General features: G+C 41.3%; 23 protein-coding genes. 15 read left to right on the top strand and 8 right to left on the bottom strand.

Annotated features, from left to right (window positions below; all coding sequences use genetic code 11):
* The first annotated feature begins 212 nt into the window (after window positions 1–212).
* Genes O0550_RS17790 through cydC form a run of 4 tightly spaced genes read left to right on the top strand, consistent with a single transcriptional unit; the run spans window position 213 to window position 6,151 of the window.
* Complete coding sequence (locus O0550_RS17790; protein ID WP_276209067.1) at window positions 213–1,622, top strand: cytochrome ubiquinol oxidase subunit I; 1,410 nt, start codon at window positions 213–215, stop codon at window positions 1,620–1,622.
* Entirely contained in the window at window positions 1,609–2,625 is a 1,017-nt protein-coding gene (gene cydB / locus O0550_RS17785; RefSeq protein ID WP_258426963.1) for a cytochrome d ubiquinol oxidase subunit II, read from the top strand. Before O0550_RS17790 ends, cydB begins: the two co-directional genes overlap by 14 nt.
* Window positions 2,625–4,388, top strand: a complete 1,764-nt coding sequence (cydD, locus tag O0550_RS17780; RefSeq protein WP_181749452.1) for a thiol reductant ABC exporter subunit CydD — start codon at window positions 2,625–2,627, stop codon at window positions 4,386–4,388. The genes cydB and cydD overlap by 1 nt, the downstream gene beginning before the upstream one ends.
* Window positions 4,388–6,151, top strand: a complete 1,764-nt coding sequence (gene cydC / locus O0550_RS17775; RefSeq protein ID WP_258426962.1) for a thiol reductant ABC exporter subunit CydC — start codon at window positions 4,388–4,390, stop codon at window positions 6,149–6,151. The genes cydD and cydC overlap by 1 nt, the downstream gene beginning before the upstream one ends.
* 60 nt (window positions 6,152–6,211) lie before the next feature.
* On the opposite strand, the gene O0550_RS17770 is transcribed toward cydC, so the two are convergent.
* The 4 genes from O0550_RS17770 to O0550_RS17755 all read right to left on the bottom strand — a co-directional run bounded on the left by O0550_RS17770 (window position 6,212) and on the right by O0550_RS17755 (window position 11,017).
* Window positions 6,212–7,360 carry a Ger(x)C family spore germination protein gene (locus O0550_RS17770; protein ID WP_258426961.1) on the bottom strand — a complete coding sequence of 383 codons (1,149 nt, stop codon included), beginning with the start codon at window positions 7,358–7,360 and terminating at the stop codon, window positions 6,212–6,214.
* A 5-nt stretch (window positions 7,361–7,365) separates the two neighbouring features.
* Window positions 7,366–8,856: a spore germination protein gene (locus O0550_RS17765; RefSeq protein WP_258426987.1), complete on the bottom strand. Its 1,491-nt coding sequence runs from the start codon at window positions 8,854–8,856 to the stop codon at window positions 7,366–7,368.
* Window positions 8,831–9,952: a GerAB/ArcD/ProY family transporter gene (locus O0550_RS17760; RefSeq protein WP_101667925.1), complete on the bottom strand. Its 1,122-nt coding sequence runs from the start codon at window positions 9,950–9,952 to the stop codon at window positions 8,831–8,833. The genes O0550_RS17765 and O0550_RS17760 overlap by 26 nt, the downstream gene beginning before the upstream one ends.
* A gap of 102 nt (window positions 9,953–10,054) precedes the next feature.
* The gene (locus O0550_RS17755; protein ID WP_258426960.1) at window positions 10,055–11,017 is read right to left on the bottom strand and encodes a cation diffusion facilitator family transporter; all 963 of its coding nucleotides are present in this window, start codon (window positions 11,015–11,017) and stop codon (window positions 10,055–10,057) included.
* A 209-nt stretch (window positions 11,018–11,226) separates the two neighbouring features.
* On the opposite strand from O0550_RS17755, the gene O0550_RS17750 reads away from it, so the two are divergent.
* The 3 genes from O0550_RS17750 (at window position 11,227) to O0550_RS17740 (ending at window position 13,374) form a co-directional block, all read left to right on the top strand.
* A complete protein-coding gene (locus O0550_RS17750; RefSeq protein ID WP_035318894.1) occupies window positions 11,227–11,565 on the top strand; it encodes a four-helix bundle copper-binding protein in 339 nt (112 codons plus the stop codon).
* 115 nt (window positions 11,566–11,680) lie between these two features.
* Window positions 11,681–12,388, top strand: a complete 708-nt coding sequence (locus O0550_RS17745; RefSeq protein ID WP_003337929.1) for a response regulator transcription factor — start codon at window positions 11,681–11,683, stop codon at window positions 12,386–12,388.
* Entirely contained in the window at window positions 12,385–13,374 is a 990-nt protein-coding gene (locus O0550_RS17740) for a sensor histidine kinase (protein ID WP_258426959.1), read from the top strand. Before O0550_RS17745 ends, O0550_RS17740 begins: the two co-directional genes overlap by 4 nt.
* 362 nt (window positions 13,375–13,736) lie before the next feature.
* Here the strand turns inward: O0550_RS17740 and O0550_RS17735 are convergent, their stop codons facing one another.
* Window positions 13,737–14,519: an alpha/beta fold hydrolase gene (locus tag O0550_RS17735; RefSeq protein ID WP_003343960.1), complete on the bottom strand. Its 783-nt coding sequence runs from the start codon at window positions 14,517–14,519 to the stop codon at window positions 13,737–13,739.
* 140 nt (window positions 14,520–14,659) lie between these two features.
* Between O0550_RS17735 and deoR the strand changes: the two genes are divergently transcribed.
* The 3 genes from deoR to deoC all read left to right on the top strand — a co-directional run bounded on the left by deoR (window position 14,660) and on the right by deoC (window position 17,944).
* Window positions 14,660–15,598 carry a DNA-binding transcriptional repressor DeoR gene (gene deoR, locus O0550_RS17730; protein WP_258426958.1) on the top strand — a complete coding sequence of 313 codons (939 nt, stop codon included), beginning with the start codon at window positions 14,660–14,662 and terminating at the stop codon, window positions 15,596–15,598.
* 330 nt (window positions 15,599–15,928) lie between these two features.
* On the top strand, window positions 15,929–17,233 hold the full coding sequence (locus O0550_RS17725) for a pyrimidine-nucleoside phosphorylase (RefSeq protein ID WP_003337923.1): 1,305 nt from the start codon (window positions 15,929–15,931) through the stop codon (window positions 17,231–17,233).
* 33 nt (window positions 17,234–17,266) lie between these two features.
* The gene (gene deoC / locus O0550_RS17720; RefSeq protein ID WP_258426957.1) at window positions 17,267–17,944 is read left to right on the top strand and encodes a deoxyribose-phosphate aldolase; all 678 of its coding nucleotides are present in this window, start codon (window positions 17,267–17,269) and stop codon (window positions 17,942–17,944) included.
* 129 nt (window positions 17,945–18,073) lie between these two features.
* Here the strand turns inward: deoC and O0550_RS17715 are convergent, their stop codons facing one another.
* On the bottom strand, window positions 18,074–19,123 hold the full coding sequence (locus O0550_RS17715; RefSeq protein ID WP_181749458.1) for a hypothetical protein: 1,050 nt from the start codon (window positions 19,121–19,123) through the stop codon (window positions 18,074–18,076).
* Window positions 19,124–19,337: 214 nt separating this feature from the next.
* Between O0550_RS17715 and O0550_RS17710 the strand changes: the two genes are divergently transcribed.
* The 3 genes from O0550_RS17710 (at window position 19,338) to O0550_RS17700 (ending at window position 21,505) form a co-directional block, all read left to right on the top strand.
* Window positions 19,338–19,877, top strand: a complete 540-nt coding sequence (locus tag O0550_RS17710; RefSeq protein WP_258426956.1) for an NADPH-dependent FMN reductase — start codon at window positions 19,338–19,340, stop codon at window positions 19,875–19,877.
* A 118-nt stretch (window positions 19,878–19,995) separates the two neighbouring features.
* A complete protein-coding gene (gene mntR / locus O0550_RS17705) occupies window positions 19,996–20,448 on the top strand; it encodes a transcriptional regulator MntR (protein ID WP_003337919.1) in 453 nt (150 codons plus the stop codon).
* A gap of 124 nt (window positions 20,449–20,572) precedes the next feature.
* Window positions 20,573–21,505, top strand: a complete 933-nt coding sequence (locus tag O0550_RS17700; protein ID WP_003337918.1) for a patatin-like phospholipase family protein — start codon at window positions 20,573–20,575, stop codon at window positions 21,503–21,505.
* A gap of 6 nt (window positions 21,506–21,511) precedes the next feature.
* Here the strand turns inward: O0550_RS17700 and O0550_RS17695 are convergent, their stop codons facing one another.
* Both O0550_RS17695 and O0550_RS17690 read right to left on the bottom strand, forming a co-directional pair.
* Window positions 21,512–21,850: a TMEM14 family protein gene (locus O0550_RS17695; RefSeq protein WP_003343949.1), complete on the bottom strand. Its 339-nt coding sequence runs from the start codon at window positions 21,848–21,850 to the stop codon at window positions 21,512–21,514.
* Between the two features lie 27 nt (window positions 21,851–21,877).
* A complete protein-coding gene (locus O0550_RS17690; RefSeq protein WP_003343947.1) occupies window positions 21,878–22,822 on the bottom strand; it encodes a DUF1385 domain-containing protein in 945 nt (314 codons plus the stop codon).
* Between the two features lie 135 nt (window positions 22,823–22,957).
* On the opposite strand from O0550_RS17690, the gene O0550_RS17685 reads away from it, so the two are divergent.
* Together O0550_RS17685 and aroQ are read left to right on the top strand one after the other, a co-directional pair.
* Window positions 22,958–23,482 (top strand): YqhR family membrane protein, encoded by a 525-nt coding sequence (locus O0550_RS17685; RefSeq protein ID WP_258426955.1) that lies wholly within the window; start codon window positions 22,958–22,960, stop codon window positions 23,480–23,482.
* A 74-nt stretch (window positions 23,483–23,556) separates the two neighbouring features.
* Complete coding sequence (gene aroQ / locus O0550_RS17680; RefSeq protein ID WP_003337914.1) at window positions 23,557–24,006, top strand: type II 3-dehydroquinate dehydratase; 450 nt, start codon at window positions 23,557–23,559, stop codon at window positions 24,004–24,006.
* Window positions 24,007–24,023 lie beyond the last annotated feature (17 nt).

The raw sequence follows: 24,023 nt of genomic DNA, 5'->3' as shown, positions 1-24,023 counted from the left end.
ATCGCTGTTATATAGGTAATTTTCTGAATACTCTTTTGTTAAAATGTTACTTTTTGTCGGATAGATGAATCTTTTCAAATTAGATTGAAACTAGTGAACTAAATGTGATAAATATCACACATGGGGTATGGAACAATCTGAGAAAATAACGCAAGGATAGATAAAATACCTTTTAGTTAAAAAACTATCAAGAGAGAGGGATGAGGAAATCAATGGATTTGGATCTGGTAATGCTTTCACGTACTCAGTTTGCTTCCACAACGATTTTCCACTTCATCTTCGTCCCATTGACGATTGGATTATCTTTTCTAATCGCAATAATGGAAACGATGTATGTGGTCAAAGGGGAAGAAAAATATAAGCACATGGCAAAGTTCTGGGGCAAGCTGTTCCTGATTAACTTTGGTGTGGGTGTCGTAACAGGGATTCTACAGGAGTTCCAATTTGGTATGAACTGGTCTAATTATTCAAGATTTGTCGGTGACGTTTTCGGTGCGCCCCTTGCAATTGAGGCATTATTAGCTTTCTTTTTGGAATCTACATTTATCGGTTTATGGATTTTTGGTTGGGAGCGTTTGTCGAAAAAGGTTCACTGTCTCTGTATTTGGCTGGTGGCTTTCGGTACGACAATGTCTGCTTTCTGGATACTGTTAGCCAACTCTTTTATGCAACGACCTGTAGGCTTTGAGATCAACAATGGTCGAGCGGAGATGAATGACTTTTTTGCGCTCGTTACGAATGGTCAGTTAATGGTAGAGTTCCCGCATACGATTTTTTCCGCGTTTGCGACAGGAGCTTTCCTAGTAGCTGGTGTTAGTGCTTATAAATTATTGCGTAAACAAGAGGTATCATTCTTTAAATCATCTTTTCAGTTATCGATTGTGGTTGCACTTCTATCTTCTCTCCTTGTAGCTGTATTTGGTCACCAGCAAGCTCAATATCTGGTGGGAACACAGCCTATGAAAATGGCTGCAAGTGAAGCCTTGTGGGAAAGAAGTCCGGACCCAGCTCCTTGGACAGTATTTGCTACGATTGATCCAGAAAACAAGAAAAATGGAATAGAGGTTTCAATTCCATACCTGTTAAGCTATCTATCCTATAGTAAATTCTCAGGTGACCTTCCTGGAATGAATGAGTTACAAGCTGAATACGAACAAAAATATGGTCCTGGCGATTATATTCCACCTGTTCGCACGACATTCTGGAGCTTCCGCATCATGGTAGCAGGTGGTAGTTTAATGATTCTCCTTGCAATGATTGGATTCTATCTATCATGGCGCAAAAAGCTAGAGCAGCCAAATAAATGGTTTATGCATGCAATGGTATATAGTATTTCTTTACCATTTATCGCAAATACAGCAGGGTGGGTTATGACTGAATTTGGTCGTCAGCCATGGACTGTTTTTGGGTTGATGAAAACTGAAGATAGTATTTCACCTAGCGTATCTGCTGGCGAAGTGTTATTCTCCCTGATTGCTTTTAGTACGATTTATTTGGTGCTGTTCATCGTGCTCCTTTATTTGTTTACTCGTGTTATCAAGAAGGGTCCTTATGCTCTAGTGAAGGCAGAAGCAAGCACAAATGACCCGTTTAATAAGGAGGAAACTCATGCTTTCTCTTAATGAACTCTGGTTTGTTTTAATCGCCGTTTTATTTATTGGCTTCTTCTTTTTAGAGGGCTTTGATTTTGGAATTGGAATGTCTACTACTTTCCTAGCCAAATCAGACATAGAGCGCCGTGTTTTAATCAATTCAATTGGCCCGTTCTGGGATGCGAATGAAGTATGGCTCTTGACCGCAGGGGGAGCGATGTTTGCTGCATTCCCTAACTGGTATGCAACTCTGTTTAGTGGCTTTTATTTACCGTTAGTATTTCTTCTATTAGCGTTAATCGGTCGCGGTGTTGCTTTTGAATACCGTGGCAAAGTAGATAATCCTGTATGGAGAAAAGTTTGGGATGTTGCGATTTTTATCGGTAGCTTTTTACCGCCATTCCTACTGGGTGTAGTATTTGCTTGTCTATTAAAGGGCTTACCAATTGATGCAAACATGGAAATGAACGCTGGATTGTTTGACATGGTTAATCTGTATAGCGTGATGGGCGGAGTAACCGTTGTTGTTCTTTGCCAGGTACACGGTCTTTTGTTTGCAACACTACGGACAACAGGTGATCTGCGCTTACGTGCTCGCAAGCAGGCAAAAATGCTGTTGGTTCCACTAGCACTTCTGTTGGTTATCTTTGGAAGTATGACCTACTTCATGACGGATATTTTTGCCGTTCGGGGTGGAATACTAAGCGTGATAGCCGTATTAGGTGCCATTGCTTATGTGCTAGCTGGTTACTTTATTTCGAAAGAACGCGATGGCTGGGCATTCGGTATGACTGGTACAGTAATTGCTCTTTCCATTAGTTCCGTATTTATTGGATTGTTCCCGCGTGTAATGATTAGCTCTATTGACAGTATGTTCAACCTAACTATTCAAAATGCATCATCTAGTCCATACTCTCTTAAAATCATGACGATTGTAGCTTTATCCTTGCTACCATTTGTATTGGGCTATCAAATTTGGAGTTACTTTGTATTTCATAAACGTGTACATGAGAAGGAGCACTTGGAATATTAATGGGTAAAAACTTACTCGGTTATAAAGGAATTGTGCCGGTTCTACTAGCAGTAGCTGTGCTTGTTCTAATCCAAAGCTTGTCCATTCTATACCAGGCAAAATGGTTGGCGGAAGTTATTTCCGCCCTTTTTGCTGGTCAAAAACTACAGGAACTATATATGGGCTTGGGTTTGTTTTTGTTGGCGTTTCTCGTTCGTCATTTGACCAACCTGCTGCAACAGAAAATCGCCTATCGCTTTGCGATGAAGACAGGCAGTGATGTACGTAAAAGGTTAATGGAAAAACTATTTTGGTTAGGACCGCGTTTTGCTAAAACACAGGGTACAGGGAATGTGGTAACGCTCGTGATCGAGGGAGTTGCGCAATTTCGGACCTATCTCGAATTGATTATTCCCCGTATGGTTAGTACGGCGATCACACCTTGGATCATTCTTGCTTATGTAGCCTGGCAGGATATGATTTCTGGAATTATTTTGCTTGTTACGATGCCGATTTTAATTGTGTTTATGATTCTAATTGGTCTTGCAGCTAAGGGAAAAATGGATCGCCAATGGAAATCATATCGCATTTTATCCAACCATTTTGTAGATGCATTGCGTGGATTGGAAACCCTTAAATATTTAGGATTAAGCCGTTCGCATAGCAAAACAATCGAGCGGGTGAGTGATCGCTATCGTTCTGCGACGATGGGCACCTTACGCGTAGCTTTTCTATCATCATTTGCGCTGGATTTTTTCACAATGCTTTCCGTGGCTTGTGTTGCGGTTAGTCTAGGGCTACGACTTATTTCTGGGGAAATTTTTCTGTTAACAGGGTTAACCGTTTTGATTTTGGCCCCCGAATATTTCTTGCCAATTCGTATGGTGGGCGCTGATTATCATGCGACATTAAATGGGAAAGAAGCAGGAGAGGCGATTCAAGCGATTCTGAAACAGCAGGTAGCTCAAGGCAAGGAAGAAGATTCTAGCGTAACGATAAGCGAATGGACAAATGAAAGCTCTCTGGTACTTACTTCTATTGGTATGAAGCATGAGAGTCAAACAAACTCAATTCAGAAAGAACAAGCCCTTTTGGAAGCTAAGCCTTCCCTAAAAGATATCTCTTTTAGCATAACAGGTAAACAAAAGATCGGAATTATTGGAGAAAGTGGTGCAGGCAAGTCCACATTAATTGATGTACTTGCTGGATTTTTGGCTCCCACATCTGGACAAATGGAGTTGAATGGACAACGGGTATCTTCGCTATGTCAAGCAAAATGGCAAAGCCAAACAACCTATATTCCTCAGCATCCATATATTTTTTCATGCTCGCTATATGATAATGTCAGGTTTTACTCTCCTACAGCTAGTGATGATCAGATAGATAAGGCGATTCAAGCTGCTGGTCTAGGTGATTTATTCAATAGTTTGCCTAGAAAAGGTGAAGAACGAATCGGGAATGGCGGACGTACATTAAGTGGTGGACAGGAGCAACGCATCGCTCTTGCTCGTGCATTTTTAAGCAATCGACCTATAATTTTATTAGACGAACCGACCGCTCATCTTGATATTGAAACGGAATATGAACTAAAAGAGACGATGCTCTCTTTGTTTGAAGATAAATTAGTGCTGCTAGCGACACATAGGCTTCATTGGATGCTTGATATGGACCTTATCATTGTATTGGAGCAGGGGATGATAAAAGAAGTAGGTACACATGCAGAGCTGCTTGCCAAACGAGGAACCTACTATCAAATGATTGCAATGCAAGGGGAGGAAATCTAATGAAGCGAGAAGAATGGCTTTTCCCCTACATGAAAGCTTATGCGAGAAGGTTTGCTCTTATTGTCCTTTTAGGCGTATGTACGGCTGTAACAGCTAGTTCCTTGATGTTTACATCTGGCTTTCTCATTTCTAAATCAGCATTACGACCTGAAAATATTTTATTGGTCTATGTGCCTGTAGTATTGGTTCGTACGTTTGGGATCAGTCGTGCTGTTGTTCATTATGTGGAACGGTTGGTAGGACATGATACAATCTTGCGGATTTTATCAAAAATGCGTTTACGGTTGTATCAGATTCTGGAACCGCAGGCTTTATTTGTTCGTTCACGCTTTCGCACAGGTGATCTACTGGGTGTTTTGGCTGATGATGTCGAGTATCTTCAAAATGTTTACTTGCGCACTATTTTTCCTAGCATCGTAGCATTGGTTATGTATGTGGTGGTGCTTGCGGTCATTGGCTGGTTTGATACGGGATTTGCCTTGTTCATGGCTTTTTTAATCCTGTTATTGCTATTTGTGTTTCCGCCTATTTCACTCGTGCTGACCAAACAACTGCAAACAGAAAGCAAATCAGAACGCAATGGGTTATATCAAAAACTAACTGATGCCATAATGGGGATGGGCGACTGGGTAATTAGTGGTAGGGAGGAGCAGTTTGTTCATTCCTACGAGCAGGATGAGGCGAAAGTAGCCCGCATTGACGCTACATTAAGCGAATGGAGTAAGTGGCGTAATTTCCTAGGACAAACGATTGTGGGTTGTATTATTGTAGCCATGTTATTTTGGACAGGTGATCAATATGCTATGGGTGAAATTGCTGTCACATTGATCGCAGCTTTCGTACTGGTAATGTTTCCGGTGATGGATATCTTTTTACCAATCTCAGAAGCGATTGAGAAGATCCCCCAATATCAAAACTCATTAGACCGCCTGAACAGTATTGATAAGGCAGATGGAAAAAACCGTACAAGTGAGTTCCAGTCAAAGATTGATGAACAACAAATACAAGTAGCTCAGAAGGATGCACACATCCGTATCGAGGAAGTCACTTATCAATATGCTCCAGAAGCACCTGTTGCCGTTCAACAGGTATCGCTTACTGTGCCGCAGGGTAAAAAAATAGCAATTATCGGACGAAGCGGTGCTGGTAAATCAACGTTATTAAAGCTCATACAGGGAGCGCTTCTTCCTACTCAGGGGCGTGTCAGCATTCAGGGGATACCGGCAGATCATTATGGAGAGCATATTCCGACGATCATGTCAGTATTAAATCAAAGCCCCCATCTGTTTGATACTACTGTAGAAAATAATATTCGACTTGGAAAGGTCGAAGCGTCTGATGAGGAATTGAGGCAGGTTTGCAGACAGGTTCAATTGGATCGTTTAATCGAATCCTTGCCAGAAGGGTATCAAACGCAAATGAATGAGACAGGGCAACGCTTTTCGGGCGGCGAACGTCAACGAATTGCACTTGCACGCATTCTTCTACAAAATACACCGATCGTCTTGCTCGATGAACCTACTGTTGGGCTAGATCCTCGTACGGAACGGGAGCTTTTGCGGACTATTTTTAACACCTTGAACGAAAAAACGCTCATTTGGATCACCCATCATTTGGTGGGGGCAGAGCATATGGATGAAATCATTTTTATGGAGGATGGAAGGATTGTCATGCGAGGAACACATACAGAATTAATGAATAAAGAGCCTCGCTATATGAACCTCTATCGTTTGGATCGACCTGAGGAATTTGAAGTAAAATGAGAATGCTTGCATTAAAAATGAGGAAGTAGCAAATGGTACGGACACTTTTGCTGACTTCCTCTATTTTTTTATGCGATACATGCCAGAGTGATTCAATTTAACGTGGACTTGAATGGTTTTTAGTGACGCCTTTGTTAAGTTAATTCCATTATTGGCGGACAGACGCTTCCAGGCTTGTATATCTTGTTTGTACAGATAATTTTTTAGTGAATATAGATCAATTCCCTTTTTGATTCCGTGTTGATAGGTATCTCTAATTTCTTGTTTTATTTTTTGCTCTGCTCTTTTACGAAGCTCCTCCATATCCGCCTTCTCGGATAATTCATCTATTGACCCACGCACCTTTACAGAAATGGAAAATCGGGGTTGACCACTTTGATCAAATGTAAACTTTACCTGATGCTTGGGCTTGGAAAAGGACAGGTTAGCCAATGGTTTATCTTCACGATCTAGATGAACGAAGGTTTGAACAGTATCGGGTGTCATCCAACGTAAACCAGCAATCTTCGCAGATGGAAACCACCCGCCATTGGTCCCCTCTTTAATGGCATAGACGCCATCTATTTGGAATTGAGGTGATTTTTTTTGATTTCTGGTCCATTCCTTTTGGCTAGAACGTAGGGATGGTAGTAATAACGTAAGCCCAGGCTCCCTTATTTCGTAAACAAACCGTTGAAACATTATTGGTTCAATGATCGAATCTTGTTTAAAGGATTCTTCCGGATTATGTAAGATGGTCAGGAGTGGTGACAGTCCAAATAATGATGGAGTAGTAAATAAGCTGTCTATAGGCTTGTCTGAGCCAAAAATCCAAGGAGTGTATCGTACCTCAGGATAACGAAGCAAGCTATCAATATTTGCTAAAAGATCTTTCGCTAACATCCTCTCACTGAGAACAATTCCAGTAACATAATCCCAAACAACACGTAATTGGTTAGATTTGAAAAAATGATTTATGGCTCGATCAATCGTTTTTCCTTTGGCTTGAGCAGTCCAAATAGGCTTGTCTACTTTGTTACTAGCTCCTTCCTGCTTAGCAATATTGGTGAAATCAAGCGACTGTGTGTAAATAATAAATTCTCCATCCTTAAAATCAATCCCGAGTGCTGTCACGTAGTTGAGGTCTTGAATATTTTTATTATCCCAACAGCCGGTTAACAAAATCAACAGAAGGATTGTCGATAGATAGGAGATACATGTCCGAGACATCTTCCTCACGCTTCATCACTGCCTTGTCTAGTGGGATCGGTTGTATGCAGGATTTTCGGCCGTTTTTTCATCGCTTTTAAAGGAAGAGCGATTAACGATTGGAGCATATCTTTAAAGGTTGGCGGAGAGATTGGTGCTAAATAAGGAAGGCCGAATGATTCCTGAGTGCTCAGATAAAGTACAATTGATAAAACAGAGAGAAAAAAACCGTACATCCCTAAAAAGGACGATACAATGAGTACAAATATTCGCAGGACACTCACTGTTCCGCTCAACGATTGATTGACTAAGGTAAAGGTTGCTACTGCCGTCACTGCAGCAACGACCAAGGTAGTGGGGGAACCAAGCCCGGCACGGATAGAGGCATCCCCAACAATTAATCCCCCAACTACTGCTACTGTTTGGCCCACCGCTTTTGGCAAACGAATACCAGCCTCACGAAAAATTTCAAACAAACCCAGCATCAAGAACATTTCCATGGAGGATGAAAGAGGCAGTCCAACCCGTGCAGTGGTTACTGTAGCTAATAGAGGAAACGGTAATTGTTCTACATTAAAGGAAATCAACGCAGTCCAGAATCCAGGCGTAAAAATGGAAACGATCAAGCCAAGGAGCCTAAGGATACGCTCAAAGGTAACGAAATAGAAGGGAAAGTGGATATCCTCAGGTGATTTTAGGGTCAAAAGAAGATTGGTAGGCCCAATCAATGCCATAGGAGAACCTTCTATAAAAATGATAAAGCGCCCGCGCGATAAGCTCTGTACAACATAATCAGGACGTCCAATATAATCCAATAAAGGAAATAAAGAATAAGAAGAGTCCCCTAACGCTTCCCCAAGCTGAGAGCTACTGACTAATGCATCTACACTGATGCTGGTAAGCCGATGCCGTACTTCTTCTACGAGTTTGGGATCAATAATATCTTTTATATACAAAAGAGCTACCTGAGATTGACTGCGTTGACCGATCGTAAAGCGTTCATGCCACATTGATTCAGAGCGAAGTCTTTTTCTAATCAGGGCTATGTTTGTTGAAACGCTTTCTGTAAACCCATCCTTTGGGCCTTTGACTGAAATCTCCGTATTAGATTCTTCAGGCGAACGATTTGGGGGATCAGAAATATCCAATACAAAGGCTCGATCATATGAATCGACAGTAATGATGAGCTTCCCAATAAACAGCTCTCGCTCAATCTCTTTTAGATCAATAGGAGAATCAATAGGCTGCACGGGTAAGCTTCGATCTAACTCTTCTAATGAGGAATATCTGCTAAACTTTTTTTGGAGATCGGAAAACACAAATTGCCGATACATTCTAGCATCGATTAATCCATCACAATAAAAAAACGAAATAGGTACAGATGAATCTGTGGTAGCAAACTGAAATGTTTCTACTTTTACATCAGCACATTTTGCAAAATAGTCACAGAGAAGCTGACGTAAGCCGATACTGTTTGTGCTGGTAGCTTGGTTATGTTGATTTGCTTCCTTTTGCATGTTCATCCGTACCTCTCGCGTTCTGTTTTGACCAGCTTCCAATGAAAGCAAGTAAGAGAGAAATAGCTAATAAAACAAATAAAGCTAGGGGAAAATAGATTCTTTTAAAGGAATCAATTAATAAAGGGTCCTTTGTATGCAATAAGATAATAACTACAATAAGGCTGCCAGACAAAACCGTTACTAGGATTTGATGGCCACGTTTTTTTATGGGGAGGATGTCATAAATAAGGAATAAAGCTAGTGAAACACGTATAAATGCTCCAGATAACCATTGGAAAATTGAGAGAAAATCAACATGCTCAATATACTTGCCAATGGTTACGAGACGCCATTGCTCAAAAGATGGATACATTTGATTCGCAGCTTCTTTTGGCCCGAAACTAGCTACTGCTCCCATATAGGGGCCAAGTGTCAGGCCAGCGAGTAGGATACAGAGCCACACTGCCTTTTTAAAGGTGATTGAGGTAGAAATGTGGTGTTGTAGCATCAACAGAAAGATGATTTCTACCATACCATTTCCAACGATCATTGCACCTCTTAGAACGGGAAGATAACCATTTTCGAGAATCGGCAGTAAAAGCGAATAATTCTTGTACTGAAAGTTGGCGCCCATCACGAAATACCCTAATAAAAGAACGATTGGTAATATGATTCCAGCACAAATCGCCAAGGGTTGGATACCAGATAAAGCACAAAGGATGGATAAGAGGATTATGCTGGCAGCTACCAAAAATACAGGAGTTTGCGGTAAATAGGAAATCTTGGTCCACATGGTCATATCCAGAGTTGTAACATATATATCTGAGAGTAAGTAGAGAATGAACAACCCGATGATGATCCAAGCAAACCAAGCACTGCTCTGTTGCGTAATCCAAGAGAATAAACTCGTGCCCCTTTGCCGACGAATAATGAACAGCAACAGAGGAAGCCAGCAAATTGTAAGTATCATAGCGATGAGAATACTAATCCAACCGTCTCTTTCAACTGTACGAAGTAATAAGGGAATTAAAATAACATGGTTAAGAAGTCCTGTTGATAGAAAGAGAATGCAGCAGGCTTGAAGGAACGTAATAGGTGTATTTCTATATTTCACAAGATATCCTCCATTTACTAAAAATGGATTTTTCTTAGTGTGATCGAAATCAAACAAGTTTAATCGAAAAAAGTCTTTCCTAATAAAGGAAAGACTTGGGGGTTAATGACTGTGATTATGTTCATGCTTGTCACTTGTTTGAGGTCCTGTTTCACATAAAAGCTCCTGATGTAAAATACTTGAATCTTCAATTTGAATGGTGGAGTGTGTAATGCCGAATTGATGTTCTAACAAGTGTAACGCTTCTTGCAGAATAGGGTAACTGGCTAAGCCATCTTTAACATGTAAGTGGCAACTGAGTGAATCAAATCCAGAGGTAACCGTCCAGATATGTAAATCATGCACACTAGTAACTCCTTTAATCTTGGATAGAGCATCCGAAACCTGATCAGCGTCTATAGAAGCTGGTGTGCTTTCCATGAGAACATCAACAGAATCTCTAGTAACACGCCAGGCGCTTAACATAATTAGAACCGCTACTACTACACTGATGATGGGGTCTGCGATATACCAATTGAATTTCCACATGAGAAGACCTGCTAGAATAGCCCCTACTGATCCCAATAGATCACCAAGGACATGCAAAAAAGCACTACGAATATTCAGGTTGTTTTTGTAATCACCACGCATCAGAACGAAGGCGGCTGCAATGTTAGCCAATAGACCAACGAACGCAATCCCCATCATCGACAGACTTGCTACTTCAGGTGGTGCGAAGAATCGTTGATAAGCCTCCCAAATGATGACAAGGGAGATAACCACGAGCATTACACCATTAATGAGCGCGGCTAGGATTTCGAAGCGATAAAAGCCGTATGTTTTTTTGGCTGAAGGTTTTCTAGTGGCAAAAAACATGGCGATCAGACTAAGAAATAGAGCAGAAGAGTCGCTTAGCATATGCCCTGCATCCGACAAAAGGGCAAGGCTGTTTGTGAGAAAGCCGCCAATTACCTCTACAATTAAAAAAGCAGTGATTATGAATAGGGAAATCAATAGAGCGCGCTTGTTCGCTCCTTTCCCGTGATGATGATGTCCTCCGTGAGAATGATCATGATGGTGTCCCATATAAATTCTCCTTTCAACAAGAAATCAGTAAGCTATACTCCTTTAAACGTGGATAGATGTTTATGTATTGTTGCCTTGTTTGATTTATATTATATAACCAAAACGCCAAACATTCAAATGTTTATTTGAGTGTTTGAATGATGATCTACTGATTCTCCTTTTCTCACGACGGGTAAATAATAGGAACGAAAGAGATGGAGGTAGAAAAGATGCAAGTAACACCTCAACAGGTAGCGAATTGTCTACAAGTGTGTAAAGCTTGTTTACAGGCCTGCAATGAATGCTATGCAGCCTGTCTACAGAATAGTGATCTGAATAAATACCGAGATTGTCTTTTCATCGTACGGCAAAGTGCAGAGATATGTATGCTAGCAATTAGTGCATTATCCTTGGACAGCATGTTTTGTAGTCAAATCTGCAAATTAACAGCGGAAATCTGCGAAGCATGTGCAAAAATATGCAGTCAGTTTGAACAAGATCATTGTCAGGCCTGCGCTCATGCTTGCTATCAATGCGCAGCAGCTTGTCGGGAAATGGTCGTTCACTAACTTGGCAGACAGTCGCCGATTTTGTATCATTGACTTTATTGGTAGGCGATAATGTATTAGGATAAAAATGTGATAAACTAAAGGGAAGCAAACGGTTGGAAAAGGGGAAAATGAGATGAACGTAAATACTGTATACATCGTGGAAGATGATCCCAAACTAGCTGAACTCTTACAAAGTTATATTGAAAAATATGGATATCAAGCTGTTATTGTGAAGAATTTTGAACGTGTGATAGAGGAATTTCAAGAGCTGAATCCACAGTTGGTTCTTTTAGATGTGAATTTGCCAAAATTCGACGGTTATTATTGGTGCCGTCAAATCAGAAAAATTTCTACATGTCCAATCCTGTTCATTTCAGCCCGAGCAGGCGAAATGGATCAGATTCTAGGCTTGGAGAACGGAGCAGATGACTATATAGCTAAACCGTTTCACTATGATGTTGTGATGGCCAAAATCCGCAGCCATTTACGCCGCAACTATGGAGATTATGCGCCTAAAATGCAGGAGAGAATTGTACAACAGGCTGGATTAACATTGTACCCAGAACGAATGGAGCTCACCTTACATAATGAAATGGTGAGTTTGACCAAAAAAGAGGCTGTATTAATTGAGGAGCTAATGAAACGCTACCCTCGCATTGTGAGTCGGGAGCGTTTGCTAGAAAACTTATGGGATGATCAGGTATACGTGGACGATAATACATTAAATGTGAATATCACACGTGTCCGTAAAAAGTTTCAGGAATTAGGGATTGAAGATGCGATTGAAACAGTACGTGGAGCTGGGTACCGTTTAGTGCTAACGTGGGGGAATGAAGCGTGAAGTTGTTCTTTCGTGAACATCTGCGGCTGATATTCTTTCAGGTTTTTCAATTGCTGTTTGTTTTGTTCATCTTATTATTAGACGGGTATGCCAAAAACTCCGTGTTAATCTATATGTTTGTTTTAAGTATAGGCTTGTTAGCTATCTATCTTTTTATTACTTACATCCGCTCAAGAGAATTTTATTTGCATTTAGAAAAGCCAATGGAAACGCTGGAGGATTCTTTAGTTGATTTTCACGAAACACCAGTTAGTGAAGCGTATGCTGAAGCAATGCAAAGTCAATATCGGATGTATCAGCAAATGATCCTTGAGCATGAGCGGAAGAAGGACGAGCATGTTACTTTCATGAATCAGTGGGTTCATCAGATGAAGACACCTCTATCTGTCATTCAGTTATTAGTACAGGATGAGGATGATCCACCTTTCCCAAGTATCAGAGAAGAGGCAGAGCGGATTGGACGAGGGTTAGAAATGGTCCTGCATACATCCCGCCTAGAAGTATTTGAGCGAGACTTTCGTGTTGATTCTGTTGAATTAAAGCCTATTGTACAACGGGTCATACAGGAGAATAAAACCTATTTTATTCGCAATCAGGTTTATCCAGATGTACAAATTCCGGATGGGCTGTATGTGAAATCGGATTCGAAATGGCTTCCTTTTATGTTAAATCAAATTATTACGAATGCCATTAAATATTCCGCAGGCACTAAGCAAAAGGTTACAATTTCTGCAACCCAAGAGGAGACAGAGGTTAGATTAGAAATTACCGATAGAGGAGTAGGCATTCCCGAAGCAGATATTAAACGGGTATTCCGTCCTTTCTTTACTGGAGAGAATGGGCGTAAATATCGAGAATCAACTGGAATGGGACTATATTTAGTACAACAGATTAGCGAGAAATTAGATCATCAGGTGAGCATTACCTCAGCAGTAGGAGAGGGAACGACAGTTTCGTTGGTTTTCCCCTGCCATATGATCAAGTAATGACAGTTCTTATCTAGAAGCCAAGAACACCCTGATACTGAGACAATCATGAGCATGTTTGTAAATACAGTAGCTATTTTTGTAAAACTTGATTCATCAAAAACCTTTGCTTGCTTTCCAAAAAGAGTTGCAGGAGTACGTACAAGGGGCTTTTGAACATCAGGATTACCTGTTTGAGTAGCTATTGGAAATGGAAAATAAAGAGGAAAAAAGCTAACCGACCGTGGGATCTGTACAGCCTGCGGTCGGTTTTTTTGAATAATCCTCTATGCTAACGGGTTGAATTCATGACGTGTATTTCTTTGTTTGCATCGATCCTGTACGCTGCTGAAGCATCCCTTCAGCATTGATGCTGGTAACTGCTATTGAGACTGAAGGCAAAAGCTGTTAATAAACTGATGAACCAATAAATTAACCTCATGATAAGCTTTGGTAGGGAGCTGATGCTTATAACGAGGAATGGAACGAATTTTTGCCATCGGTAAGAGAGAAGCCATTTCTTTAGCAAAGCAGGTAAAATGCGGATCCTTTTCACCCGTTAATAAAAGAATGGGGAACTTGATCTCGTGGAGGCGATCCAACACATCGTAGCAAGCAGCATAGTGATAATAGTCAGCAATCCCTATTGGGTTTCCTTTTATGGCATCTTTATAATTTCGTATAAACGTAAGGAAATTATTAGAATTACTATAGCCAATCACCGTTGATAATGTGTGTAGAGCCCCTCGTCGAGCTAACTTTTCAGCAATCGTAATTAATCGATGCAGATAGGGACTTCTACAGTGGGCCATTCCGCTTAATAATATTGCACCTCTGACGTGCTGAGGTTTTTTTAACATCATTTCTAATGCGATAGAGCCTCCGGTAGAATAGCCTAACAGGACGGCTTGTTCAATACAGAGATGCTCTAATAATAGATGTAAGTCAGATGCGATTCCTTCATAGGTAAAGGGATGGGCTGAAATACTGCTCCTGCCGTGTCCTCTCAAATCCACTGTAATCACCTTATAGCGGTCTTGCAGCTCTTTTTGCTGATAATAAAAAATGCTGCCTGTAAGCAGAGGAGGGTGGATACACAAAATCGGAAGCCCTTCCCCTTTTATCTCATAGTGAATGGTTGCGCCATTTGCAATAAAGTAAGGCATATGATACCTCCGTTTTACATGTTTAATTACTAATCTGCGCAAGCCAATCTGGTTTCAAACATCAAGGTGGCTATTAAGGTTGCTAGAACATGGGTTTGCTTGTATAGTCTTGATAGATGACGTAAAGGTACGGGTGACATATGGAAGAAAATAAAATTAGTAAGATGGTCGAAGCAGCTAAAATGTATTATCAATTGGATTTAAGTCAACAAGAGATTGCTAAGCAACTAGGTGTATCAAGACCAACTGTATCGAGACTGCTACAGCAAGCCAAGGCAGAAGGCATTGTGCGCATTGAAATTATGGACCCAGAGGAAAGTCTTCAGCGCATTGAGCTGGAACTCGCGCAAAAATATCGTTTAAAAGCTGTTATGGTTGTACCAGTAGCGACTAATGACGAGACACTCATTAAAGAAATGATTGGGAAACGAACCGCACAGTATCTTCATGAGGTTGTCACAGATCATGATATCATCGCAGTTACGTGGGGTACGACAATGTATCGAGTAGCTATGGAATTGCAGCCAAAAGCCATTCAGGGGGCACAGGTGGTACAATTAAAGGGGGGTGTGAGCCATTCGCAAACAAATACCTATGCCTCAGAGGTATTGCATTTGTTTGGACAAGCCTACCAGACTACGCCGCATTATTTGCCTTTACCCGCAATCGTCGACTCAGCGTTGGTAAAAGAAACGGTAGAGACAGATCGTTACATACAACGACAGCTAGAACTAGCACGAAAGGCTAACATTGCTATCTTTACAGTAGGTGGAGTGATGTCTGATGCCTTATTGTTTCGATTAGGCTATTTTAGTGAACATGATTTAGCCTTGTTAGCCGAGCGGGCAGTTGGCGATATCTGCTCCCGGTTCTACGATCAGGAGGGTAACATTGTAAATGAAGAGCTAACGAACCGGACAGTTGGTATCCCGATAGAGGAGCTCAAGAGTAAGGAACGGTCTATTTTAGTCGCTGGAGGCTCAACCAAGCTAGAGGCAATTAGGGGAGCAATCCGTGGTGGCTATAATAATGTTTTGGTTACTGATCAATATACTGCCAAGGAATTATTAAAAAAATAAAAAGGGAATAAAACAACTGAAATGACCTTTAGATTGCAAGAAAAAGAGGCAAGCTTCCCTTTATGGAGCAGGCCTCTTTTTGCTTTTCGAAAATTCATGCTTGTAATCTTCACAAAATGTCTTAAAATAGGTGCTTACCCTTTTTAAAGACAGCAGACCGTTACTACCTTCTGAATAGGGCTCCATTTATATATGATACGAATTGGACAAATGTTCAAACGAGATTTGACATTTTTTCATGAGGCTGGTAAGGTGAAGATGGAGATACTGAAGTAGGTAATCTCACGGTAGTAGCTGTCAACATACATAATGAAACAGCAGGTGATCAATATGAGAATGGTCGATTTAATTGAAAAGAAACGCGATGGGAAAGAACTGACCAAAGAAGAGATTATCTTTATCGTTGAGGGTTTTACGGATGGATCTATTCCGGATTATCAAATGTCTGCTTTAGCTATGGCGATTTACTTTCAGGGGATGACTCCAGAAGAAACAGCCTATCTGACAATGGCCATGGTTGAATCAGGTGATCAGATTGATTTGTCCGCTATAGAAGGTGTAAAGGTAGACAAACACAGTACAGGTGGTGTTGGTGACACTACAACGCTAGTACTTGCTCCGCTAGTTGCGGCAGTAGGTGTTCCTGTAGCAAAAATGTCTGGTCGTGGTCTAGGACACACAGGCGGTACAATAGACAAGCTAGAAGCAGTAACAGGCTTCCATGTCGAGATTGATAATGATGAATTTAACCGTTTAGTGAACACAAATAAAGTAGCCGTAGTTGGACAAAGCGGTAATCTTACCCCCGCTGATAAAAAGCTATATGGCTTACGTGATGTCACAGGATCAGTAAGCTCCATTCCATTAATTGCAAGCTCGATTATGAGTAAAAAGATTGCTTCTGGTGCGGATGCCATTGTTTTGGATGTAAAAACAGGCGCCGGAGCCTTCATGAAAACGTTAGATGATGCGAAAGAACTAGCTAGTACCATGGTTAAAATCGGTAACCAAGTAGGGCGTAAAACGATGGCCGTTATTTCTGACATGAGTCAGCCCCTTGGTTTTGCAATCGGAAATGCTTTAGAAGTGAAGGAAGCAATTGACACGTTAAAAGGTGAAGGGCCAGAAGATCTGCGTGAACTTTGCTTAGTATTAGGCTCTCAAATGGTTTATTTAGCAGGTGAAGCGGCAAGTCTAGAAGAAGCGCGGACCAAGCTCGAAGAAGTGATTGCAAACGGCAAAGCACTCGAAACCTTTAAAACCTTCCTGGCTGCACAAGGCGGAGATGCTAGCGTTGTCGATCAACCGGAGCGTTTGCCAACAGCTCAATTTACAATAGAGGTTCCAGCCAAGGAAGATGGTTATGTAGCCGAGATTATAGCCGATGATATTGGTACAGCGGCAATGATTTTAGGAGCAGGACGTGCTACGAAAGAATCTGAAATCGACCTAGCGGTTGGTCTGATCCTGCATAAAAAAGTAGGGGATCAGGTGAAGCAAGGGGAGTCGCTTGTAACGATCCACAGTAATACACAGGACGTCGATCAGGTGATTGAACGTATCTATCAATCATATGGATTCTCCAAAGGCCCAGTGGAAGCATTGCCGTTGGTTTATTGTGAGATTAAAGAATAGATAACTGATAACGGTTGCGAAAGAGGGATGTACATGTCCAAAGAAAGCGTAGCAAAATATATTGATCACACAGCACTAAAGCCGGATACAACTAGAGACATGATTGTAGGGCTTTGTGAAGAAGCAAAAGAATATCGATTTGCTTCCGTTTGTGTGAATCCTACTTGGGTAAGCCTGTGTGCGGAGCTTTTGAAGGAAGCTCCAGAGGTCAAGGTGTGCACGGTTATCGGGTTTCCTTTAGGCGTGAACACTCCTGAGCTGAAAGCCTATGAAACAACGAACGCGATTGAAAACGGTGCTACTGAAGTAGATATGGTAATAAACGTTGGTGCATTAAAAGACAAAAATGACCAGCTAGTTGAACAGGATATCCGTGCAGTAGTAGAAGCAGCAAAAGGCAAAGCACTGGTCAAGGTTATTATTGAAACGTGCTTGCTCACTGAAGAAGAAAAAGTACGTGCGTGTAAATTATCCGTGAAAGCTGGAGCGGACTTTGTAAAGACATCAACAGGCTTTTCAACAGGCGGAGCCACTGTGGAAGATATAGTTTTAATGCGAAAAACAGTAGGTCCTGAGTTAGGGGTAAAAGCCTCTGGCGGTATTCGTAGCTATGCAGATGTTGAAAAAATGCTTCAAGCTGGCGCGTGCCGGATCGGTGCAAGTGCGGGTGTGTCCATTGTAAAGGGCGAGGTATCTAACTCGCAATACTAGGGGCAAGCATATAGGGATTAATGAAAAAAGCGCTTCTCTTTCAGAAGTTATTTCTGCAAGGAGAAGCGCTTTTTGTCATGCAAAAACAATCGCTGCCTTATTGTGCTGTTGTGTAGTCGGAACAAAGTATCAAGTATCGTTGGTATCCTGTGGAGGCTTACGCTTGCCGCTAAACTGCACGATGAGAATGCTTAATAAAGCGAGGCCAACATAAGTGATCGTGCTGTAAAGCAAGGGGTAAAGAAAGGAGAAGAAGATGCCAAAGAAGGAGATTACCCCTACAAAGCTTACTAAGGTAAGAACAAGCGGTAGCTCACTCACCTGCGTCTCCTGAAGTAACGGGTCAGTTAGACTGCGTAGGAGGATGCTTGCCAGTATAATGACATGTCCGAGACTTATAGGCAGATAAGCATACACACTATACGGCAATTGAGCCATCAAAATTTCCACAATGGGCTTGAGGTGGGTATGAACATCATGCCAATGCGATAAAATTTGCAAATGAATGAACAATCCAATAACACCAAACAATAAGCTGCTTAATACGATGCCAAGTCGCAATGAAGAAAGTGACTCTGTTTCGCGCACCAAAGGGAGAAGCACAGCCATGCTAAAAAATAGATGCAGGCCAGTAAATAATAATCCATTCCAAAGCCATTTTAGGTTTAGTTGATAAGATAAACTGGGTAATGGAATATGAGTTTGATTGCTATATAAAAACAATACAATGATGACGGCTCCCACTATGCACCCTGCGGCTATTTTAGCTAAGGAAGCGTTGGGGAGCCTAGCGCCCAAAAAGACGAGCACAAGGAAAACAAGTAAACCAAGCAGTGGTGATAGGGAGGTTGTCTGCTCCAAAAAAATTGCTTGATCCGCTAACATGATCCCACTGTATAAGATGATGATGAGAGCTGTAAAGAAACCAAATACATGAGTGAGCTGTGGCCCGATAAGGTGGGCTAAAAACTGAGACAGGGAGAATAGCTGATTTCGATAGGCTAGGTGAAGAGATTCATACAGAATCCAAGTCATCGCTATAATAGCCAAGATTAAACCAATGGAACCCCAGGTGCCGTAGTAGGTAAAAAACCGCAACCATTCATAACCGCTGAGAAATCCCGCCCCAAGCATCGAGGATGTAAGTAAGGACGTGACACGAAAGGTTTTTTTTATCATTGACCATCTTCCTTCTTGTTGGAAAAATGTTGAAGAAGACAAGGAGTTATATCCTGATATCAGTCTATGAGGGGAGCCTGTTCATTCAGAACAACAGCTTGATTTTTATACTTATTAAATAAATTTGTTTACTCAAATAATGAGATTCGTTATCATAGAAATAAACGAAAAGCAATAAATGGAATGCTTTTTTAGAGGGAAGGATGTTTTCTTAATGAAGATTGTTGGAATAGCAGGCTCGATGAATGTTGAATCCAGCACAAAAAAGGTAATGCAAATTGTTTTAGATTCAGCAAAGATGGAAGGGGCAGAAGTTGAATTAATTCATTTAGCTGAGTGGCCACTGCCTCTATATGATGCTAGAAACGATGCTAGTACGTATCCAGAGATTGTTCATCAATTTGTGAAGAAAGTAGCGGAAGCCGATGCACTTGTGGCTGGTTCTCCAGAATATCACGGAACCATTACAGGTGCTTTGAAAAACTCGTTTGATTTTTTGGAAGGACGATTTTTACAGGGAAAACCAGTCGCAATTATTGGCGTAGCAGGCGGAAGTATGGGAGCAACGAATACGGTTAATACACTACAGCTTATATTCCGTAATTTGCATGCTTATCCGTTACCAGGTTCTCCGAGCGTTTCTAATTCCTATAAAGCGTTTACAGAGGACAACACCTTGCAGGACGAACGTCTTCAGGAACGCTTTGTGAACTTGGGGAAGGAACTGGTTTGGATGACCAAAAAATTAAAATAGGACAATTATTTTAGCAAATGCCGGAAAATCTTTCAACTTTCCCTTGAAACAAAAGCAAAGAAAGCGGTATGATAGAGTCATATGTCTTTGGTGATACTGGCTGAAACGAGGGATGAGAGTGCCAACTCCAAGTATGGAAGATTATCTGGAAAGAATTTATAGTTTAATTGATACCAAGGGATATGCTCGTGTGTCCGATATTGCAGAAGCATTAGAGGTGCATCCGTCCTCTGTTACAAAAATGGTACAGAAACTAGATAAAGACAATTACTTAGTCTATGAAAAATATCGCGGGCTAGTCTTAACGGCTAAAGGAAAAAAAGTAGGTAAGCGTTTGGTACGACGACATGCATTACTGGAAGATTTCTTGACGCTAATCGGTGTCGATCAGGATTTAATTTATAAGGACGTTGAGGGAATTGAACACCACTTGAGCTGGGAATCCATTGCTAGCATAGAGTATTTGGTTCAATTTTTAAAAGAGGATCCTTCACGTGTTGCTGAACTCATGCGTATTCGAGAGGAAGACGAACAAAAAGAGGACACGGATACTAAACCAGATTCCATGTAGCACAGAAGGCAAGCCAGATAAGCTTGCTTTTTTGTGTTTTTTATCCCTAATTTTCAGGAGTAGGATAACTATCCTGCCGCATAAACTATTTGTGGATTCATCCTTGTATGAATGGAGGGAGCACATGCGAGTAGATGCGGTTTTTGAAGGGGGAGGCATGAAGGGGATAGCTTTGATTGGAGCGATTACAGCGATGGAACAGCATGGATACCAGTGGGAGAGCGTTGCTGGCACGTCAGCAGGTTCCATCGTTGCCGCTCTGTTGGCTGCCGGATATCGTCATCAAGAGCTTCGGGAGATATTCGAAACGTTAAATTTTTTGCAATTTTTAAAAAGGAAAGGCTTATCGAAAGTTCCTTATCTTGGCTCATGCTATAACCTGATCGTCCAAAAGGGCTTGTATCCCAGTGATGAAATCGAACGTTTTGTCAGTCAATTATTGCTCAAAAAAGGAATTCGTACCTTTGGTGATTTGCCGAAAGAAAAATTACGCATCATCGCTTCTGACATCAGTGCTGGCACCATGCTAACCCTACCAGATGACCTACCTGATTTTGAAATTAACCCAGAAACCTTCCCGATCGCAAAAGCAGTTCGAATGAGCTGTGCAATCCCCTATTTCTTCCAACCCTATTTTTTGTATAAAAACAAGACCCCTCATATCATTGTAGATGGTGGTCTATTGAGTAATTTTCCCGTTTGGCTGTTTGATTCTAAGGAAAGGCCCTTATGGCCGACCTTTGGCTTTCGTTTAAATGATAGGTCGGTTCCTGTTCGTCCTCAAACAGTGAAAAGCTTATACGGTTTATCCAAGGCGTTGCTGATGACCATGATGGACGCCCATGATCGGTTTCATGTAAAAAAAGCAGAAGCTATTCGCACGGTTTTCATTCCTACCAAGGGCTATAGCGCCATTGATTTCCATTTAAGCGCCGCTCAACGACAAGAGTTATTTGATTCAGGGAAAAAGGCAGCGGAGGACTTCTTAAACAAGTGGGATTTTAATAAGTACGTTACTGCTTATCGGAGTGAAAAAAATAACAGCTTTCTGGTTTGAAAGCTGTTACTGATACATCTTCGGCTTATTTTGTTTCGTTTTATCACGTTTGTCTTTTTTACTGCCTTTACTGCCTTCAATAACCTGAAAGGGATTGGGGCGACGATTAGCTGTTACAGATCGCTTTAATCCTGGTTTCATTGGTCTGACCTTAGGCGTTTTTTTGGTGAACCGCGGCATGAACTTGCCTGTTTTCAAAAAATTACGCGCAAGATACAACAGAAGAGCAGAAAAGGCAATTAACGCGATCATTGTACCGGGGTTCTGTAGAAATTGGGTTGTAAATCCTACAACCGCCAACAGCATGATTACCCCAAAAACCGGATAAAGAAAGCCTCTTTTCACTAGCTTCACCTCTTTAAGATAGGTTACTTAACCGGTGGTAGCAAGGTTTTGATTCTTCATAAATTCTTGATCCCGTTCCCTCATTTTTTCAAAAGAGGCAATAGCTACTTCCACTTGCGTATCATCAGGTTCTCTTGTCGTGATGCGCTGCAACCAGAGCCCAGGATAACCCAAGAAACGAAGAACTGGAATATCTCGCAATAGATTGGTTCCTTGTAAAACCTCATACGAAACGCCAATTACCACTGGTAACAAGATAATCCGTTGAACAACACGATCCCACATTGTATGGTAATCAACTAAGGAGTATACAAACACCCCGACAATAATGGAAAAAATGAGAAAGCTACTGCCACAACGGTAGTGTAGGGTGGAAAAACTTTGCACATTCTTTACTGTTAATTCTACCCCAGCCTCATACGCATTAATCACTTTATGTTCAGCGCCGTGATATTGAAATAAGCGTTTGATCAATGGTGTTTGGGCAATCAAGCTAATATAGCCGATGAGCAGGAAGAATTTAATTCCGCCTTCAATTAAATTTTGCCACACACCAGCCGGAACCCATTTACCAAATAGAAAGCCTGCAAGTATAGCTGGTACAACCGTAAATAAAATTTTACCAACTAGAAAAGAAAGTACACCTACCACGGCGACGCCTAATATTAGTGTCATCTTAGATGGACCAGAGCTTTTATCTGCCTCATCATCTGATTCCATGCTGTATTGTTCAGAAGCGAAGTTCAGATGCTTAGCTCCGCTGGCACTTGCCTCAATCAATCCAACGATACCGCGAAGAAAAGGAATTTTTTTCAGGTTATTCACCCATGCGATCGTCTTTTTAGGCTCTTCAAAGAATTCAATCTCCTGATTCTTTCGGCGGATGGCGGTTACGGTCACTTTTCTACCGCCAAACATAACGCCTTCTATTACGGCTTGCCCGCCATATGCTGGCACATTTTGTTGCTTCAAATTTAATCACCATCCTTATTTCTATTGTAACCGAAAGTTATATCCTTCTGCCACCTAATGTTCCAAGGTACTTTTCGCAATGAAATATTTCATGTTTTTCCTAGATATAGCCATACTAGTACCGAGGTGATTAACGTGAGTGCAACTATCTCGAAACAACAACGGCTAAAAACAGAGGAATCTGAAGAGCAGCAACCCAAAAATCGATCCTCGTCTGATAAAAAATTAAAGGCAAAACCGATCCAGGCGAAGACCATTTTAGAATTTTCGATATGTGGAACGTTGATCTGGAGTATTCTTCGTATCCTGATGCACTTCTTTCAATTTACTCCTTACGGGCTCTATGTCTTTGCACGTCCATTTCTTGGCAAAGCTAGAGAGAATTCCTACGCAGGTCTAGCTTTGGGAGTAGTTATGTTATTTCTAATTATTTTTGTCGGATGCTTGGTATATAGCTTTGTTTTTGGAAACCTATACAATTGGTGGCTTGGGGCATTGTATGGAATTGCGTTTTTTTATTTATTTGGGTATTTTTTTCATATGCATCGCTGGGGATGGGGTGTCTGGAGTACAGAATTTTTCTGGTTTATGTCAATAGGGATGTTTATTGGGATGAGTATTGTAGCGGCAAGATTTGATATCGAGGAAGCAAAAACGTAAGAGACCAATAATGTAGCAATGAAAAGAATATGATAAGATAGACAGAGATTAAGGGGGAAGGGAGATGACCAACTATGATCTCTGTCTTGGTATTAAATGGACCCAATTTACATGCATTAGGGAAACGTGAGCCTACTATTTACGGCCAGGATACGTTAGAAGATATTGTAGCGCATTTGCAAGAGGTAGCAAATGAACTGCATGTCTCAATTGGACATCTTCAATCCAATCATGAAGGTGTATTAATCGATGCTATTCATGATGCACGAGATGTATACGATGGGATTATTATGAACCCTGGGGCGTTTACTCACTATAGCTATGCGATTCGTGACGCAGTAGCCAGTGTGTCGTTGCCTCTGATTGAGGTTCACATCTCCAATGTTCACAAGCGCGAAGAGTTCCGTCATACGTCTGTCATTGCTCCTGTAGCGTTAGGACAGATTGTCGGGCTGGGTAACGATGGATACGAATGGGCATTACGGGCCATGGTTCGCCATTTGCAACACAACAGAAGTACATAGAAGTCAACCAGAATGGG

This window comes from Brevibacillus halotolerans, assembly GCF_026891775.1.
Taxonomy (GTDB): domain Bacteria; phylum Bacillota; class Bacilli; order Brevibacillales; family Brevibacillaceae; genus Brevibacillus_B; species Brevibacillus_B halotolerans.
This window is presented reverse-complemented; position numbering and strand designations above follow the sequence as displayed.

Coding starts and splice junctions, on each gene's coding strand:
- O0550_RS17790 (WP_276209067.1), top strand. CDS start 213: ATGGATTTGGATCTGGTAATGCTTTCACGTACTCAGTTTGCTTCCACA.
- cydB (WP_258426963.1), top strand. CDS start 1,609: ATGCTTTCTCTTAATGAACTCTGGTTTGTTTTAATCGCCGTTTTATTT.
- cydD (WP_181749452.1), top strand. CDS start 2,625: ATGGGTAAAAACTTACTCGGTTATAAAGGAATTGTGCCGGTTCTACTA.
- cydC (WP_258426962.1), top strand. CDS start 4,388: ATGAAGCGAGAAGAATGGCTTTTCCCCTACATGAAAGCTTATGCGAGA.
- O0550_RS17770 (WP_258426961.1), bottom strand. CDS start 7,360: ATGTCTCGGACATGTATCTCCTATCTATCGACAATCCTTCTGTTGATT.
- O0550_RS17765 (WP_258426987.1), bottom strand. CDS start 8,856: ATGCAAAAGGAAGCAAATCAACATAACCAAGCTACCAGCACAAACAGT.
- O0550_RS17755 (WP_258426960.1), bottom strand. CDS start 11,017: ATGGGACACCATCATGATCATTCTCACGGAGGACATCATCATCACGGG.
- O0550_RS17750 (WP_035318894.1), top strand. CDS start 11,227: ATGCAAGTAACACCTCAACAGGTAGCGAATTGTCTACAAGTGTGTAAA.
- O0550_RS17745 (WP_003337929.1), top strand. CDS start 11,681: ATGAACGTAAATACTGTATACATCGTGGAAGATGATCCCAAACTAGCT.
- O0550_RS17735 (WP_003343960.1), bottom strand. CDS start 14,519: ATGCCTTACTTTATTGCAAATGGCGCAACCATTCACTATGAGATAAAA.
- deoR (WP_258426958.1), top strand. CDS start 14,660: ATGGAAGAAAATAAAATTAGTAAGATGGTCGAAGCAGCTAAAATGTAT.
- O0550_RS17725 (WP_003337923.1), top strand. CDS start 15,929: ATGAGAATGGTCGATTTAATTGAAAAGAAACGCGATGGGAAAGAACTG.
- deoC (WP_258426957.1), top strand. CDS start 17,267: ATGTCCAAAGAAAGCGTAGCAAAATATATTGATCACACAGCACTAAAG.
- O0550_RS17715 (WP_181749458.1), bottom strand. CDS start 19,123: ATGATAAAAAAAACCTTTCGTGTCACGTCCTTACTTACATCCTCGATG.
- O0550_RS17710 (WP_258426956.1), top strand. CDS start 19,338: ATGAAGATTGTTGGAATAGCAGGCTCGATGAATGTTGAATCCAGCACA.
- O0550_RS17700 (WP_003337918.1), top strand. CDS start 20,573: ATGCGAGTAGATGCGGTTTTTGAAGGGGGAGGCATGAAGGGGATAGCT.
- aroQ (WP_003337914.1), top strand. CDS start 23,557: ATGATCTCTGTCTTGGTATTAAATGGACCCAATTTACATGCATTAGGG.